General features: G+C 62.9%; 16 protein-coding genes. 9 read left to right on the top strand and 7 right to left on the bottom strand.

Features of this window, described 5'->3' with window-relative positions; all coding sequences use genetic code 11:
- Positions 1-427 precede the first annotated feature (427 nt).
- The 4 genes from rpsT to RFN28_RS00345 all read right to left on the bottom strand — a co-directional run bounded on the left by rpsT (position 428) and on the right by RFN28_RS00345 (position 3802).
- Positions 428-694: a 30S ribosomal protein S20 gene (rpsT, locus tag RFN28_RS00360; protein ID WP_320285380.1), complete on the bottom strand. Its 267-nt coding sequence runs from the start codon at positions 692-694 to the stop codon at positions 428-430.
- Between the two features lie 172 nt (positions 695-866).
- Positions 867-1640: an enoyl-CoA hydratase gene (locus RFN28_RS00355; protein WP_320285379.1), complete on the bottom strand. Its 774-nt coding sequence runs from the start codon at positions 1638-1640 to the stop codon at positions 867-869.
- A 40-nt stretch (positions 1641-1680) separates the two neighbouring features.
- The gene (gene mutM, locus RFN28_RS00350) at positions 1681-2571 is read right to left on the bottom strand and encodes a bifunctional DNA-formamidopyrimidine glycosylase/DNA-(apurinic or apyrimidinic site) lyase (protein ID WP_320285378.1); all 891 of its coding nucleotides are present in this window, start codon (positions 2569-2571) and stop codon (positions 1681-1683) included.
- Positions 2555-3802, bottom strand: coding sequence for a phosphopentomutase (locus RFN28_RS00345; RefSeq protein ID WP_320285377.1), 1248 nt, complete (start codon positions 3800-3802; stop codon positions 2555-2557). The genes mutM and RFN28_RS00345 overlap by 17 nt, the downstream gene beginning before the upstream one ends.
- Positions 3803-4001: 199 nt before the next feature.
- Between RFN28_RS00345 and RFN28_RS00340 the strand changes: the two genes are divergently transcribed.
- Positions 4002-4874 (top strand): phosphate/phosphite/phosphonate ABC transporter substrate-binding protein, encoded by an 873-nt coding sequence (locus tag RFN28_RS00340; protein WP_320285376.1) that lies wholly within the window; start codon positions 4002-4004, stop codon positions 4872-4874.
- Between the two features lie 3 nt (positions 4875-4877).
- On the opposite strand, the gene RFN28_RS00335 is transcribed toward RFN28_RS00340, so the two are convergent.
- From RFN28_RS00335 to RFN28_RS00325, 3 genes are all read right to left on the bottom strand, one after another.
- Positions 4878-5498 (bottom strand): TadE/TadG family type IV pilus assembly protein, encoded by a 621-nt coding sequence (locus RFN28_RS00335; RefSeq protein WP_320285375.1) that lies wholly within the window; start codon positions 5496-5498, stop codon positions 4878-4880.
- A 42-nt stretch (positions 5499-5540) separates the two neighbouring features.
- Positions 5541-6128: a TadE/TadG family type IV pilus assembly protein gene (locus RFN28_RS00330; protein WP_320285374.1), complete on the bottom strand. Its 588-nt coding sequence runs from the start codon at positions 6126-6128 to the stop codon at positions 5541-5543.
- Positions 6129-6267: 139 nt separating this feature from the next.
- Positions 6268-6690 carry a pilus assembly protein N-terminal domain-containing protein gene (locus RFN28_RS00325; RefSeq protein ID WP_320285373.1) on the bottom strand — a complete coding sequence of 141 codons (423 nt, stop codon included), beginning with the start codon at positions 6688-6690 and terminating at the stop codon, positions 6268-6270.
- A 352-nt stretch (positions 6691-7042) separates the two neighbouring features.
- On the opposite strand from RFN28_RS00325, the gene RFN28_RS00320 reads away from it, so the two are divergent.
- The 8 genes from RFN28_RS00320 to RFN28_RS00285 all read left to right on the top strand — a co-directional run bounded on the left by RFN28_RS00320 (position 7043) and on the right by RFN28_RS00285 (position 15173).
- Positions 7043-7222 (top strand): Flp family type IVb pilin, encoded by a 180-nt coding sequence (locus RFN28_RS00320; protein ID WP_040973431.1) that lies wholly within the window; start codon positions 7043-7045, stop codon positions 7220-7222.
- A 151-nt stretch (positions 7223-7373) separates the two neighbouring features.
- Entirely contained in the window at positions 7374-7892 is a 519-nt protein-coding gene (locus RFN28_RS00315) for an A24 family peptidase (RefSeq protein WP_320285372.1), read from the top strand.
- A gap of 198 nt (positions 7893-8090) precedes the next feature.
- Positions 8091-8903 (top strand): Flp pilus assembly protein CpaB, encoded by an 813-nt coding sequence (gene cpaB / locus RFN28_RS00310; RefSeq protein ID WP_320285371.1) that lies wholly within the window; start codon positions 8091-8093, stop codon positions 8901-8903.
- Entirely contained in the window at positions 8900-10429 is a 1530-nt protein-coding gene (locus RFN28_RS00305) for a type II and III secretion system protein family protein (RefSeq protein WP_320285370.1), read from the top strand. Before cpaB ends, RFN28_RS00305 begins: the two co-directional genes overlap by 4 nt.
- A 14-nt stretch (positions 10430-10443) precedes the next feature.
- On the top strand, positions 10444-11181 hold the full coding sequence (locus tag RFN28_RS00300; RefSeq protein WP_320285369.1) for a CpaD family pilus assembly protein: 738 nt from the start codon (positions 10444-10446) through the stop codon (positions 11179-11181).
- A 30-nt stretch (positions 11182-11211) separates the two neighbouring features.
- Complete coding sequence (locus RFN28_RS00295) at positions 11212-12495, top strand: CpaE/TadZ family protein (RefSeq protein ID WP_320285637.1); 1284 nt, start codon at positions 11212-11214, stop codon at positions 12493-12495.
- Between the two features lie 30 nt (positions 12496-12525).
- Positions 12526-14028, top strand: a complete 1503-nt coding sequence (locus tag RFN28_RS00290; protein ID WP_320285368.1) for a TadA family conjugal transfer-associated ATPase — start codon at positions 12526-12528, stop codon at positions 14026-14028.
- Positions 14029-14159: 131 nt separating this feature from the next.
- The gene (locus RFN28_RS00285; protein WP_320285367.1) at positions 14160-15173 is read left to right on the top strand and encodes a type II secretion system F family protein; all 1014 of its coding nucleotides are present in this window, start codon (positions 14160-14162) and stop codon (positions 15171-15173) included.
- Positions 15174-15179: the final 6 nt, after the last annotated feature.

Below are 15179 nucleotides of genomic sequence, written 5' to 3'. Positions count from 1 at the left end.
TAACGAATCTGGTTAGCGGAGACGTGTTCGAAGTGGGTATCGCCGGTGCGTGTTTTGACAAAGCCATTGTGATTCAAACCCTTTTCCGGCGAATATGAAAAAGGCCGCCCGTTACGAAATTTTCTGAAATAATTCTCTTGACAGCTACTTGTCCCCCGCCGCTCCCCGGCGAGTTGAACAAGCTGTGGATGACCGTCTGTAAGCTTTTGAAAAGTATACGGAATTTGTGGCAGGCTAATTTAAGACATTGCCCGCATCCGGTAGGCGCCGATATCAGCGGTTATGTATATGCCGGCAAAACATTCGCAACTTTGAAATCCGGTCCGGGCATCGTTATCCGGGCGTTCTTTTTAAGTACTTGCCGGCAAACGAAAAAACCCGGCCTGTGCGGCCGGGTTCAAAGATAACGGTTCCAAATGGAAGTCGGTCAGGCCGACAGCACCTTGACCCGCTGGGCGAGGCGCGAGACCTTGCGGGACGCCGTGTTCTTGTGAATGACGCCCTTGGTGGCAGCGCGCATCAATTCCGGCTCCGCGACCTTGAAGGCTTCCAGCGCCGCGGCCTTGTCTCCGGCGGCAAGCGCCTCTTCGACCTTGCGGACATAGGTGCGGACGCGCGACCGGCGGTTCTTGTTGATCGCCGCGCGGCGGGCGATCTTGCGCGTTGCCTTTTTGGCCGAAGACGTATTGGCCATGATGCCTCTCTTCTGATCTGGTGGGCGCCAGCGGGGTGCCGCAGGGCGCAAAAAACAAACGGGCAGCCACAAGGCCGCCTCGGTTGGTGCGGCTTATAGTTCAGCTTTTCCGGCGCGTCAACGCTGCTTCGCGGTGTTTTTGCCGGCGTCACTCCTTTCCGCGCGACGCGCTTCAGCGGTTAGCGAAGTTCGGCTTCCGCTTCTCGACGAAGGCGGCCATGCCTTCCTTCTGGTCGTCGAGCGCGAACAGCGAATGAAACAGGCGGCGCTCGAAGCGCAGCCCTTCGGCAAGCGTCGTCTCATAAGAGCGGTTGACTGCTTCCTTGGTCATCATCACCGACGGCAGTGAAAACTCGGCGATCTTCGCCGCCGCCTTCAGCGCTTCCTCGACCAGTTCGCCGGCCGGCACCACCCGCGACACCAGTCCGCAGCGCTCGGCCTCGGCGGCGTCCATCATCCGTCCTGTCAGGCACATGTCCATCGCTTTCGACTTGCCGACGAAACGGGTCAGCCGCTGCGATCCGCCCATGCCCGGCATGACGCCGAGCGTAATTTCGGGTTGGCCGAATCTGGCATTGTCGGCAGCGATGATGAAATCGCACATCATGGCGAGCTCGCAGCCGCCGCCGAGCGCGTAGCCGGCCACCGCCGCGATGATGGGCTTGCGTGCGCGGGTGAATTCTTCCCAGCCGACGAAGAAGTCCTGTGTGTAGGCGTCCACAAAGGAAACGGCCTGCATTTCCTTGATGTCGGCGCCGGCCGCGAAGGCTTTTTCAGAGCCTGTGAGAACCATTGCGCCGATGTTGTTGTCGGCGCCGAATTCATTCACCGCCGCCACGATCTCGGCCAGCACTTGCGAATTCAGTGCATTGAGCGCCTTCGGCCGGTTCAGCGTGATCAGCCCGACCTTGCCACGCGTCTCCACGAGAATGGTTTCATAGGTCATGGCATCGTCTCCTCGCTTCGATTGACGAGACCGGTCTAGCTCACCGCTGACAGGTCCGGCAATAGAAGGTCGAGCGGCCGCTTTGCACGATGCGCTTGATATGGCCGCTGCAGCCCGGTTTCGGGCAGGGCTCTCCCTCGCGGTCGTAGACCGCGAAGGAATGCTGGAAATAGCCAAGCGACCCGTCCGCCTGGACATAGTCGCGCAACGAGGATCCGCCTGCGGCGATCGCATCGGCGATGACCGAGCGGATCGCCTCGGCCAGGCGTTCGCATTGCTCTTTTGTCTTCTTGCCGGAACCGGCGAGCGTGCCTGCTGCGCGCAGCGGCGACAGGCCGGCGCGCCAAAGCGCCTCCGACACATATATATTGCCGAGCCCGGCGATCACCCGCTGGTCGAGCAGGGCAGCCTTGAGCGGCGACCTGCGGCCTTCGAGCAGAGAGGCGAGCAGCGGACCGTCAAGCGCATTGCCGGTAGGCTCGATGCCGAGCCCCGCCAGCATCGGATGTGTGTCCGGCGCCCCTTCGGCAAACAGCATGAAGCCGAAACGGCGCGGGTCGTTGAAGATGACGCGCGACCGCTCGCCCTTCGGCGAGTGAACATCGAAGACGACATGGTCGTGCGCGCCGTTCTTCGAGCGCTCGTGATGGAAGCTGCCGGGGATGTCGCCGCTCCCGGCGGTTTCGATCCGGAACGATCCCGACATGCCGAGATGACAGATCAGCACCGGGCCGTCCTCGATATGCATTGTCAGATATTTGGCGCGCCGGCCAAGCGCCGTCACGATCTTGCCGGTCAGCCGCTCCGAAAAGCGCTCGGGAAAGGGAAAGCGAAGGTCGGGCCTGCGCGCCTCGACCTTGACCAGCCGCGCTCCCTCCAGAACCGGCTGCAGTCCGCGCCGGACGGTTTCGACTTCAGGCAGTTCGGGCATGGCCGCCTATCGTTGCGAGGAAGGATGTCCCGTGACGGCCGGGCGCCAGGCCAAGATGATCCGCGACGGTTTCGCCGATGTCGGCGAAGGTCGGCCTCAGCCCGATGCCGCCGCCCTCCAGCCCCGGCGCGATGCCGATCACCGGGACGCGTTCGCGCGTATGGTCGGTGCCGCGCCAGGTCGGATCATTGCCGTGGTCGGCTGTGAGGATGAGCAGGTCGCCCGGCCTGATGCGCGACAGCGCCTCCGGCAGCCGGCGGTCGAAGGCCTCGAGCGCTCCGGCATAGCCGGCGACGTCACGCCGGTGGCCGAAGTCGGTGTCGAAATCGACGAAATTGGCAAAGATCAGATCGCCGTCGCCGGTGTCGTTCATGGCGCCGAGCGCCTTGTCGAACATCGCCATGTTGCCGCCTGCCTTGCGCACTTCCGAGATGCCGCGATGGGCGAAGATATCGCCGATCTTGCCGACGGCGATGACCTTGCTGCCGCGCTCCGTAAGCCGGTCGAGGAGGGTCGGCTCCGGCGGCGGCACGGCATAGTCGCGGCGGTTGTGCGTGCGCTGGAAGCTGGCCGGCGTCTCGCCTATGAAGGGCCGCGCGATCACCCGCCCGATCTTGAGCGGATCGACCAGCCGGCGCACCGTCAGGCAGAGCTCGTACAGTCTTTCCAGGCCGAAATGCGTCTCGTGCGCGGCGATCTGCAGCACGGAATCGACCGATGTATAGCAGATCGGCTTGCCGGTGCGGATGTGCTCCTCGCCGAAGCGCTCGATGATCCCGGTTCCGGGCGCATGGCAATTGCCGAGGATGCCAGGCACCTTGCCTTCGCGGATGATCGCCTCGGTCAGCTCGGCCGGGAAGGCCGGCACGGTATCGGGAAAATAACCCCAGTCGAAACGCACCGGCAGGCCGGCGATTTCCCAGTGGCCAGACGGCGTGTCCTTGCCGCTCGAGACCTCCTGGGCGGCGCCATGGAAGGACGAGGCAAGCAACGGCATGTCGACGTCGAGCTTCAGCCCGGTCGCCGTCCGTGCCGCCCGCGCAAGCCCGAGCGACACCATATTGGGCACCGCGAGCGGTCCCTGACGCAAGCCTTGACGATCCGCGCGGCCCTCGGCGCAGGCCCGTGCGATATGCCCGAACGTGTCGGCGCCGGCATCGCCGTAGCGCTCGGCGTCGGCCGCTCCGCCGATGCCGAAGGAATCGAGAACGAACAGGAAAGCCCGCGCCATAGGGTGCCATCGTTGCCAGTCTGAGCAGCCAGACATAAGGTTCCCCGGCGGCGTTGGCAAATCGGAAACCAAACCGCACACGGCTTGGCGCCATAGTCCGGCGATCGGGCGCGGCGTCGGCGGGAGTGCGGCAAGGATGGGCAAGAGCGCAAGATCTGCGACAGGCCGGGCTTTGAGGGCGTGCGCGGCCGCTCTCGCGATGTTTTCTGCCGCCTCGCCGGCGCGCGCCGACTGGCGCGACGACATCGGCACGTTTCGCATAGGCATCCTCGCCGAACCCGGAGACGCCAATACCGTTCCCGGCCTGGCGCGCCTGACGGATGCTTACACGAACGCGCTCGGCATGAAGGTGGAGTTCGTGGTTGCCCGCGACTATGCGGCGCTGATCGAGGCGCAGGCGAGCGGCCGCGTCCAGTATGCGGTCTATTCGGCGCTCGCCTATGCCGCTGCCTCCGAGCGCTGCGGCTGTGTCGAGCCTCTGGTGGCGCCTGTCGATGCCGATGGGGCCGTCGGCATCCGTTCCGTGCTGGTGACGCGCGACGGCAAGGTGCCGGACCTCGCGTCCATGGCCGCGCATCGGATCGCGATCGCGCCCGCCGACAATGTCGGCGGTTCGCTGCTGCCGCTGACCGGGCTCGCCGGCGAAGGCGTGAAGATCGCGCAAGATTCACCTTTCCTGGCGCGCGCCCCTTCGGCCACCGCGGCCGAGGCGATGCTCGGCCACGGCGAAGCCGATGGCCTGTTCGGCTGGGACCCCGTTGGCGCCGATGGCCAGCCCACCGATACCGGCGGTACGATCATGCGGCTCGAGGCCGCCGGCATGCCTAAGACATCGCTTCGGGTGTTATGGACCTCGAGTCCGCTGCGATATGGCCCTCATGCGGTTCGCAGCGATCTCGATGCCGAAGCCAAGCGCCGGCTGACTGTTTTCCTGACCAATCTCAAGTCGCTGACGCCGGACGTCTACGACCTTCTGGAATCGAGGCATTCCGGTGGGTTCGAGCTCGCCGTAGCCAAAGACTACGTGACGGCCCTGGCCGTCGTGCGATGGCAATCGGCCGGCAAGGAATAGCTTTCAGCAGTCGCTGCAAGGGACCGTGGGGCCGCGGCGAGGCCTCAAATAATAGGTTTCGCCCATCGATATGTTGTTGAAGGCCGAGGTCAATCCAAGCGTCTTCGAATTGTCGGCCGACCAGGCGATGATCGGCTTATAGGCGAGATCGCTTTCCACCCGGACGAGGAAAGTGCCGCGGATATTCAGCGTCGACGGCACGGTGGTGGTGCTGCCCGTCGCCGCGTCGGCGCTGTAGGTGGTGCCCACAAGCTTGCGCGACCAGGCCACCTGCACCTTGGGCGTTGTCTCGTCGGTGATCTGGATCCCGGTAATGATGATCGACGGCGCGGAGCGGTTGTAGGGCTGCAGCGTCGAAGTACCGATCTTCATGATCGCATCGAGATCGGCTTTCTTGACCGTCGTCTGCTGTGTGACGAGATCCGCCACCATGCTGCCGATGCGGCTGACCTTCTTGCTGGTCTCGATTGCCTGCGAGGCTTCCATCGTGATGAAATACAGGATGAGGAGCACCGGCACGATGAACGCGAACTCGATTGCCGCGACGCCGCGACGGTCGCTGCAAAACCGCTTTGCCCCCGCCACAATGGCCGAAAATCCCCGGTGTGCCCCCGCACGATACATATCTTACCCCCAACGCCGCCGTGGTCTCAGCCGGCTGCAATCTCAGTCGTCGAATGGTTCGTTCTGCCAGGTCACCGATGCGAAATGCAGCGTCTTGCTGTCGTTCAGATTGGCCATCTGCTTGGCCAGGAAATCGGTCATCACCGGCCATTTGTAGAAGACCCGCAGCATGTTCTTCGATTCCGCCAGGCCGGGAGATACTCCGAACGTCGTCGAGTTCGTGCCTTGCGTCAGCACGATGTCGCCGTTCACGATCTTGAAGCCGGCCGTGGCGGCGTCGGCAAAGGTCGGATATTCGCGCAGGTCCACCAGCAGGTTGTCGGAGCAGTTGCTCGTGACGATGATCGACATCTTCGTGCAGATCAGCTGCTTGATCGAGTCTTGCGTGACATCTGCCTTCTTGAGCTGCCCGGTCCTGAGCTGGCGCGCGACATCGTCGGTGATGTTGGCCATCACTTCCTGGCCGGCGAATGAGATGCAGCTTTCAAGGATGGCGAAGACGAGCAGCGCGAACGGCATGGCCAGCAGCGCGAATTCCATGGCGGTGCTGCCGCGCTTGTCGCTGAAAAAGCCATGCCGGGGCTTTGCCCTGCTCTTGATGCCGTTCCCGGGTGCCGGATCCCTGCTCATGTCCCGTTCCTGCCGATCCCTTGCAATGTCGGCGCCGATATAGCCAAAACCCCATTGAGGTCCGGTTTGGATGAGCGTTAAATTCGCCGGGTGACCTTTAACCTGCCATTAACGTCGCCAAGCGTTGCCGGTGGCAGCCTCAGTGGCTGATGTTCATTTCGGCTTCGGAAGTTTTCTCGGCCTCGCTCTTGTACGAGCTTTCGCAATAGGGCGTGCATGACATGGTCTGAACTTCGGCGCGCCTGTAGATGCGCACCGAAGACGCGGCTTGCCGGACGACCGTCACCTGCTCGTCGATGATCGGGCTGCCGTCCGAGTCAAGCACGACCAGGTTGGTGACGCCGAACCCCTTGCCGGTGAGAACGACCGTCGAGGCATCCTGCACGGAGGCGTCGGCGATTGCCGGATTGCCGACGACGATCGTGTCGGCGGGGCGCGACAGTTTCACGATCTTCGCCTGGTTCATGGTAACCTCGATGCCCGCGCCGGCCTTGGCTGGCACGACGAAAGCGGCGACTGCCAGCAGCACGGCGGCTGGAAATGGCGATCTCGACAAGGTCATTGAGGCGCTCCGGGCGGACTGTTCAACGGAACATGAACGAGATTGGTGAACCAACGGTTAAGCGCGGGCTGGCCGCGATAAGGATTGGCCCGCTCCAGGGCTATGCCCCGCGGCATGCGCTGTTTTAGTAATATAGCGGGTACGCCGGATCTCCGCCTTTTTTCCTCACCGCCGCTCCGCTTTTCGAAGCTTAGGCCACGGTTAACCACGCAACGGGTTCGGCTCCGGAAAGGAATCGGTAAGGGTATTTATTAAGCCGATTGAAAGGGCTTCTCCCTAGATTCTGGGCATCCGATCAACCGCGAAGAGAAGTTGACGGAAGTGCTGTAACACGTGGAGTAGGAGCTCTCGAATGTCTAATCTCATCGCACGTTTCGTAAAGGACGAATCCGGCGCGACTGCCATCGAGTACGGTCTGATCGCCGCTCTCATCGCGCTCGCCATCATGGTCGGCGCCAGCCAGCTCGGTGGCGCCCTGAACGCCAAGTTCGTCGCCATCGCCGGCGCCGTTAACACTGGCACGGCTCCGTGATAGACTGAAAACATCATTGTCTAGGAAAGAGGGCCGCCCTTTGGCGGCCCTTCTTACATGATGCGGGCGATTAGGAGTGGTCCCGTCTCATCAATCGTTAATCGGATATGCCTAGGGTGCAGGCCGAGAGTTTTCCACGGGCGCCGCGTCGATGCTTGAAGCTGTGATCTTCGTCGTCTTTCCTTTCTGCATGCTGTTCGCCGCGATCTCGGACACGCTTTCGATGACCATCGCCAACCGGGTGCCGGTGCTGCTCCTGGCGACGTTTGCTCTGGTAGCTCCGTTGACCGGAATGGACTGGGCGACCTATGGCTGGCATTTCGCGGCCGGTGCCATGGTGCTGGCGGTGACGTTCGGTCTGTTTGCGCTCGGCGGCATGGGCGGGGGCGATGCCAAGCTTCTGGCGGCAACGGCCGTCTGGATGGGGCTGAACATCAACCTCGTCGCCTATCTGGTGACCTCGACATTGATCGGTGGTCTGCTGACGATTGCCATTCTGGTCTACCGGAAATCGCCGCTTGCGGCTTATACCGGTCACAACCGCTTCCTGCGCCATTTCGCCGACGAGCGGGTAGGTGTTCCTTATGGCGTCGCGCTTGGGCTCGGCGGGCTCATCACCTTTCCGGATTCGCCTCTGATGCTCTGGGCATTGGACAGGCTCACCGCCTAGCAGGTTTCTTCAACGAAAAGCGGATTCCCCGAGGCGGCATGGCCGCCTTTTTCGTTAACGGCAAGCGGTTCCTTCCAATTTGAGTAAACCTTAAATTAATCACGATCGTAAGCATTACATTAACCTTGTTTTGACGATTGCAGCTGCAAAGTCCGGCCTGGCGAGGTGGTTTGCCTTGAGGCGAAGGGTTCGGACGAAATGCCAGCATCCCGATTGATTATTCTGGGCGTGGCGGTGGCAGCGGCGGGTGGCGCGGGTTATGTCGCGAAGAACATGGTCACGGCGCCGCCAGCCCAGGTCGCGGCCGACGCGCCCAAGGAGCCGGCGATAGCGCTACAGGACGTGCTGGTCCTGTCCGGCGATGTTGCGATGGGCAGCCAGCTCGGCAACAACATCAGCTGGGAGCAGTGGCCGTCTAACGGCGTCAACGCCAATTTCATCACCCGTGCCGCCGAGCCCGACGCGGTGGAAAAGCTCAAAGGCTCGGTGGCGCGCGTGGCCATGTATACCGGGGAGCCGCTGCGGCGCTCCAAGCTGGTCGGCGAAGGGCAGAGCTTCATGTCGTCGATCCTGCCGACCGGCATGCGCGCCGTGGCGACGGCGATATCGGCTGACACGTCGGCCGGCGGCTTCATCCTGCCCAATGATTTCGTCGACGTCATCATGACCCGCCGCGGAGACACCGGCAACGGCGGCAGCGGCTTCAACACCGAGACCATCCTCAAGAACATCCGCGTCCTGGCTATCGACCAGACCATCCAGGAGGACGAGCAGGGCAAGAAGACCAGGGTCGGCCAGACCGCGACGCTGGAGCTGACGCCGCAGCAGGCGGAGATCATCACCGTGGCGCAGCAGATGGCGGACCGCCTGACGCTGGCGCTACGCCCGATCACGGACACGAACGAGAAGAACCTGGGCGAGGCCGACTATCTCGTGAACGGCAACGGCCGGCGCGGCACGGTGCGATTGATCAAGTCGGGCGAAGTTTCCGAAGTGGGAGCAAGGAAATGAGGCTAAACGGTAAACTGCCCGCCATGGCGGCAGCGGCAATCGGCCTGTTCCTGCTCAGCACCAACGCGCCCGGCCTTGTCGAAGCGAACGCCGCGAACCGGGCGGCTGGCGTGACGGCCTCGGTCGCCACGCAGCGCGTCAAGCTCGGTCTGAACAAGTCGGTGGTCATCGACTTGCCGAACGACGCCTACGACATCCTGGTCGCCAATCCCGCGGTCGCCGATGCGGTTACGCGCACGGCGCGCCGCATCTATCTGTTCGGCAAGGCGGTCGGCGAGACCAACATCTTCGTCTTCGGCCCCAACGGCGAACAGATCGCCAGCCTCGACCTGGCAGTGGAACGCGACGTGGCGGGCCTGGAAGACTATCTCAAGCGCTTCCTTCCGACATCGGAGATCAAGGTCGAGCTGCTGAACGACAACGTGATCCTCACCGGCAATGTGGACACGCCGCTCGACGCCAAGCGCGCCGTCGACCTCGCGACCATCTTCGTCTCGGGCGGTGAAGCCACGACCGGCCAATATTCGCAGACCGCCGCCGGCGGATCGGTCAATGGCGGCGTCGACATCAACAACCCCGACCAGGAGCGCCGGGTCTCCAAGATCGTCAATCTCTTGCAGATCATCGGCGACGATCAGGTGACACTGAAGGTGACGGTCGCCGAAGTCAGCCGCTCGGTGATGAAGCAGCTCGGCGTCAACATGATCGGCAGCGGCGGCAGCAACGGTATTTCCTGGGGCGCGATCAGCGACAATTTCACCGGCCTCGGCAAGCAGCTGTCCAATTCAGGCTTCAATGTCGGGACCTCCTCGATCCAGGCCTATATCAATGCCATGGAATCGGCCGGCGTCATGAAGACGCTGGCGGAGCCCACGCTCACCGCTGTGTCCGGCGAGAAGGCGACCTTCAAGGTCGGCGGCGAATACAACATGGTGACGGGCGTCTCCTCCAACGTCTCCAATGACAACCAGACTGGTCTGAAGACCTTCTCGGTCGAAAAGATCGAATACGGCATCGGGCTCGAGTTCCAACCGGTTGTGCTCTCACCCGGCCGCATCAGCCTGAAAGTCAGGACCGCCGTCTCCGAGCCGACGACCGAGGGCTCGGCGTCCTTCTCTAGCGGCGTCACGAGCCCCGGGATGAACGCTTTGTCGTTACGCAAGCGCCTGGCCGATACGACGGTGGAACTGCCTTCCGGTGGTTCGATGATGATCGCAGGCCTCGTGCGTGACGACGTCAGGCAGGCTGTCAACGGATTGCCCGGGCTCACCAAGATACCCGTGCTCGGCGCGCTCTTCCGCAGTCGCGATTTCGTGCGCAATGAGAGCGAGCTCGTCATCATCATCACGCCCTATCTGGCACGGCCGGTGGCGCGCAACGACCTGGCCAAGCCGGACGACAATTTCAACCCGCCGAGCGACGGCGCCGGCATGTTCCTTGGCCGCGTCAATCGCGTCTACGGCACCATGCAGACCGACAGGCCGCCGGGCCGCTATCACGGCGTCGTCGGCTTCATCTACAAGTGAACGGGAAAGCGGACATGTCTCAGTCAGCATCGAAGGCCATGACGATCGCGGCGACCGGATCGGGTCGTGAAGGCATCCGTCGGTCCGCTCCGGCCCTGGCGATCGCGCTTGCGACGTCACTCGCCGGCTGCTCCAGTTGGCACCGTGATAGTGTCACCGTGGGCGCAATCCCGGACGACTACCGCACAACCCATCCGATCGTCATTGCCGAGAAGAACCAGAAGATCGACCTTCCGGTCGGCGCCGGCGATCGCGGCATGACGGGAGCGCAGCGCGACACGCTGCTCGGCTTCCTCGACGGTTACGACAAGAGCGCCGCGCCGACGCTGACCATCGCGGCTCCGGTCGGATCCGCCAACCAGCTTGCCGCCCAGGCGGCCAGCCGCGATTTTGCCAGACTTGCCATGGCTGCCGGCGTGAAGCGCAACCGGATCGTCATGACATCCTACGAGTCTGCCATTCCGGAGGCCTCGGCGCCGGTGCGCGTGGCCTTTGTCGCGGTGAGGGCCCAGACCGACAAATGCGGGCGGTGGCCCGAGGATCTGGTGCAGACATCGGAAAACCGGCACTACGCCGATTTCGGCTGCTCCTATCAGAACAACCTTGCGGCGCAGGTGGCCAATCCCAACGACCTGCTCGGACCGCGCAAGCAGTCCGACATCGACGCCGAGAACCGCGGCGCGGTGATCGACAAGTACCGAGCAAGGGGTATCTCCGACGAGTTCCTTGGCAATTCGGAAGTGACGTACTGAGCCGCGCCAGACGGCGGAAAGAGCATGACGATGAGCAATCTTGCCTACGACACGCCCGAGGACATCGGCGACGCCTCCCAGCAGGACATTGCCGCCATGCAGGCGCTGCGCCCGGTGCCGCGCATCTCGATCCAGGCCTTTTGCGAGACCGAGGGTGTCGCCAATCCCATCGAGCGCGCCGGCGAGGATCGCCGCATGGCCAAGGCCCATCTCAAGGTCCATATGGGTGGCATCGCCACCGCGATCGAATTCTACCAGTCGGCGCCGACGCCCAACCTGATCCTGCTGGAATCGCGCAGCGAGCCGAAACAGCTACTCGAGCAACTTACGCACCTGGCGGAATATTGCGATCCGTCCTCGAAGGTGGTGGTCATCGGCCATTACAACGATGTCGGGCTTTATCGCGAGCTCATCCGCTCCGGCATTTCCGAATATGTCATCGCGCCAGTGTCGATGACCGACATCGTCAGCGTCGTGTCGTCGATCTTTGTCGATCCCGAATCCGATCCGATCGGTCGCTCCATCGCCTTCATCGGCGCCAAGGGCGGCGTCGGCTCCTCGACCATCGCTCACAACGTCGCCTGGGCGATGTCGTCGCTGTTCAAGTCCGAAGTCGTCGTCGCCGATCTCGATCTCGCCTTCGGCACCGCCAACATCAACTTCGACCAGGATCCGGCGCAAGGCATCGCCGAGGCGGTGTTTTCGCCCGAGCGCGTCGACGAAGTCTACCTCGACCGCCTGCTTGCGCAGTGCGCCGAGCATCTCTCGCTGCTCGCCGCACCCTCCACGCTCGAACGCGTCTACGATTTCGACCCCGACGCCTTCTCGCAGGTCATCGAAACGGCGCAGCGCAGCGCGCCTCTGCTTGTGCTCGACGTCCCTCACCTCTGGAGCGGGTGGACGAAGAGCACGCTGATCAAGGCCGATGAGATCGTCATCACCGCAACGCCCGAACTCGCTAATCTGCGCAACACCAAGAACATGGTGGACATGCTGAAGCGCCTGCGGCCCAACGATCCGCCGCCGAAGCTCATCATCAACCAGGCGGGGGTGCCGAAACGGCCGGAGATCGCAGCCTCGGACTTTTCCGAGCCGCTCGGCATCACACCCATGGCGGTGATCAATTTCGAGCCGCTGCTGTTCGGCAATGCGGCCAACAACGGCCGCATGCTTGGCGAGATGGACACCAAGAGCCCGGTCGTCGCCACCATCAACGAGATCGCCCATGTGCTGACCGGGCGCAGCGAAATCAAGGCAAAGAAGAAGGCAGGCCTGAGCTCCATCCTCGGCAAGCTTTCGCGCAACAAGAAGTGACGCTTATCGAGCGGCATCGGATAGTCGATCATGTTTGGTAGAAGAGGCATCGACGACGGCAACCGGGCACCGCCCGAATTCCGTCCGCCAGCACCCGCTCCGGCTGCTCCCGGCGCCACCGGGACGATAGCGCCTGAGCGGCCGGCCGCGCCGGCGCCAAGCATGACCGCCGCGCCGCCACTGCGCCGTCCTGTCGAGGCGCCGCCGATGGCGCCGCCCGAACCGCCAAGGAGGGGCCAGCGCGAGCGCAGCGAGACCTACTACGACACCAAGAGCCAGGTGTTTTCCGCGCTGATCGACACGATCGACCTGTCGCAGCTCGCCAAGCTCGATCCCGAAAGCGCACGCGAGGAAATCCGCGACATCGTCAACGACATCATCGCGATCAAGAACTTCGCGATGTCGATTTCCGAGCAGGAGGAATTGCTCGAGGACATCTGCAACGACGTTTTGGGCTACGGGCCGCTGGAGCCGCTGCTCGCGCGAGACGATATCGCCGACATCATGGTCAACGGCTCCAAGAACGTCTACATCGAGGTCAACGGCAAAGTCGAACAGACCAGCATCCGCTTTCGCGACAACCAGCAGCTTCTCAACATTTGCCAGCGCATCGTCAGCCAGGTCGGCCGCCGCGTCGATGAATCGAGCCCGATCTGCGACGCGCGTCTTCCCGACGGCTCGCGCGTCAACGTGATCGCGCCGCCGCTTTCGCTCGACGGCACCGCGCTCACCATCCGCAAGTTCAAGAAGGACAAACTGACGCTCGACCAGCTGGTCAAGTTCGGCGCCATCTCGCCGCAAGGCGCGGAAATCCTCAAGATCATCGGCCGCGTCCGCTGCAATGTCGTGATCTCGGGCGGTACCGGCTCGGGCAAGACGACGCTGCTCAACTGCCTGACCAACTACATCGATCGCGAGGAGCGCGTCATCACCTGCGAGGACTCGGCCGAGCTGCAGCTGCAACAGCCGCACGTGGTCCGCCTCGAAACCAGGCCGCCCAATCTCGAGGGCGAAGGCGAGGTGACCATGCGCGACCTGGTCAAGAACTGCCTGCGCATGCGGCCTGAGCGGATCATCGTCGGCGAGGTGCGCGGACCGGAAGTGTTCGACCTCCTGCAGGCGATGAACACTGGCCACGACGGCTCGATGGGCACGATCCACTCCAACAGCCCGCGCGAGTGCCTGAACCGTATCGAATCGATGATCGCCATGGGCGGCTACACTCTGCCGCAGAAGACAGTGCGCGAAATCGTCGTCGGCTCGGTCGACGTGATCATCCAGGCCGCCCGCCTGCGCGACGGCTCGCGCCGCATCACCCACATCACCGAGGTGATCGGCATGGAAGGTGACGTCATCATCACCCAGGATATCGTCCTCTACAATATCAAGGGCGAAGACGCGAACGGCCGTCTGATCGGCGAGCATGTCTCAACCGGTATCGGCCGACCGCATTTCTGGGATCGTGCCCGCTACTACGGCGAGGAGCAGCGTCTCGCCAATGCGCTCGAGGCTATGGAGAAACGCGCTGACTAGAGCAATTCCGGGAAAAGTGCGTAGCGGTTTTCCGTCCGGAATTGCGTAAAAACAAATACTTAGAGCGGGTCAGCGATTTTATAAAAAGCTGAACCGCGCTAGTGCATCTGGAGGTGTAAGGGCCCCGGTCGATGTTTGGAATTGATACCACGGTTTTGGCCTTCGTCGTGCTTGCCGGCCTCAGCGCCGGCGCAATGGCCTATGCTTTCCTGTTCAGGCGCATCGACAACGAAAGACAGGCCGGCAAGCGGCTTGAGACGATCAAGACGGCCGAGACCGACCGGTCGGTGGTGAAGGCTTCGCGCGACCGGGCCGCGGAAGCGGTCAAGCGGCGAAAAACCCTTCAGGATTCGCTCAAGCAGCTCGACGAAAAACAGAAATCCAACGATCGCAACCTCAAGAAACCGCCGCTGAAGGCGCAGATTCGCCAGGCCGGCATGACGGTTTCCATCGAGCGCTTCTACATTTACTCGGTGATCTGCGGCGTCGTGGTCACGATCCTCGCCTATCTCGCGGGAGCGCCCCTGCTGATCCTGCCCGGCGCGCTGCTCGCCGGAGCCTTCGGCCTGCCGCGCTGGTTCGTGTCGTTCCGCCGCGCGCGCCGGGTGAAGGCTTTCCTGGAAGAATTCCCGAACGCCCTCGACATCATCGTGCGCGCGGTCAAGTCCGGCCTGCCGCTGAACGATGCGATCCGCCTGATCGCCAATGAATCTCCCGAGCCCGTCCGCTCCGAGTTTCGCCGCATCGTCGATTCCCAGCAGATGGGCCTGTCGATCCCGGACGCCACGCTGCGCATGACCGAGACCATGCCGTGCACCGAGGCAGGCTTCTTCGGCATCGTCATTCAGATCCAGTCGCAGGCCGGCGGCAATCTCTCCGAGGCGCTGGGCAACCTGTCGCGCGTGCTGCGCGACCGCAAGAAGATGAAGGCCAAGGTTCAGGCGCTGTCGATGGAAGCGAAGGCGTCCGCCGTCATCATCGGCGCCTTGCCCTTCGTCGTCGCCTTTCTCGTCTATCTTACCAGCCCGACCTACATCATGCCGCTGTTCACCACGAGCGTCGGCAATCTGATCCTCGGCTGTTCCGGCGTCTGGATGTCGATCGGCATCCTGGTGATGCGCAAGATGATGAATTTCGAAGTGTAGGGGCCA

The sequence above is a fragment of the Mesorhizobium album genome, assembly GCF_033977205.1.
Classification (GTDB): domain Bacteria; phylum Pseudomonadota; class Alphaproteobacteria; order Rhizobiales; family Rhizobiaceae; genus Mesorhizobium; species Mesorhizobium album.
This window is presented reverse-complemented; position numbering and strand designations above follow the sequence as displayed.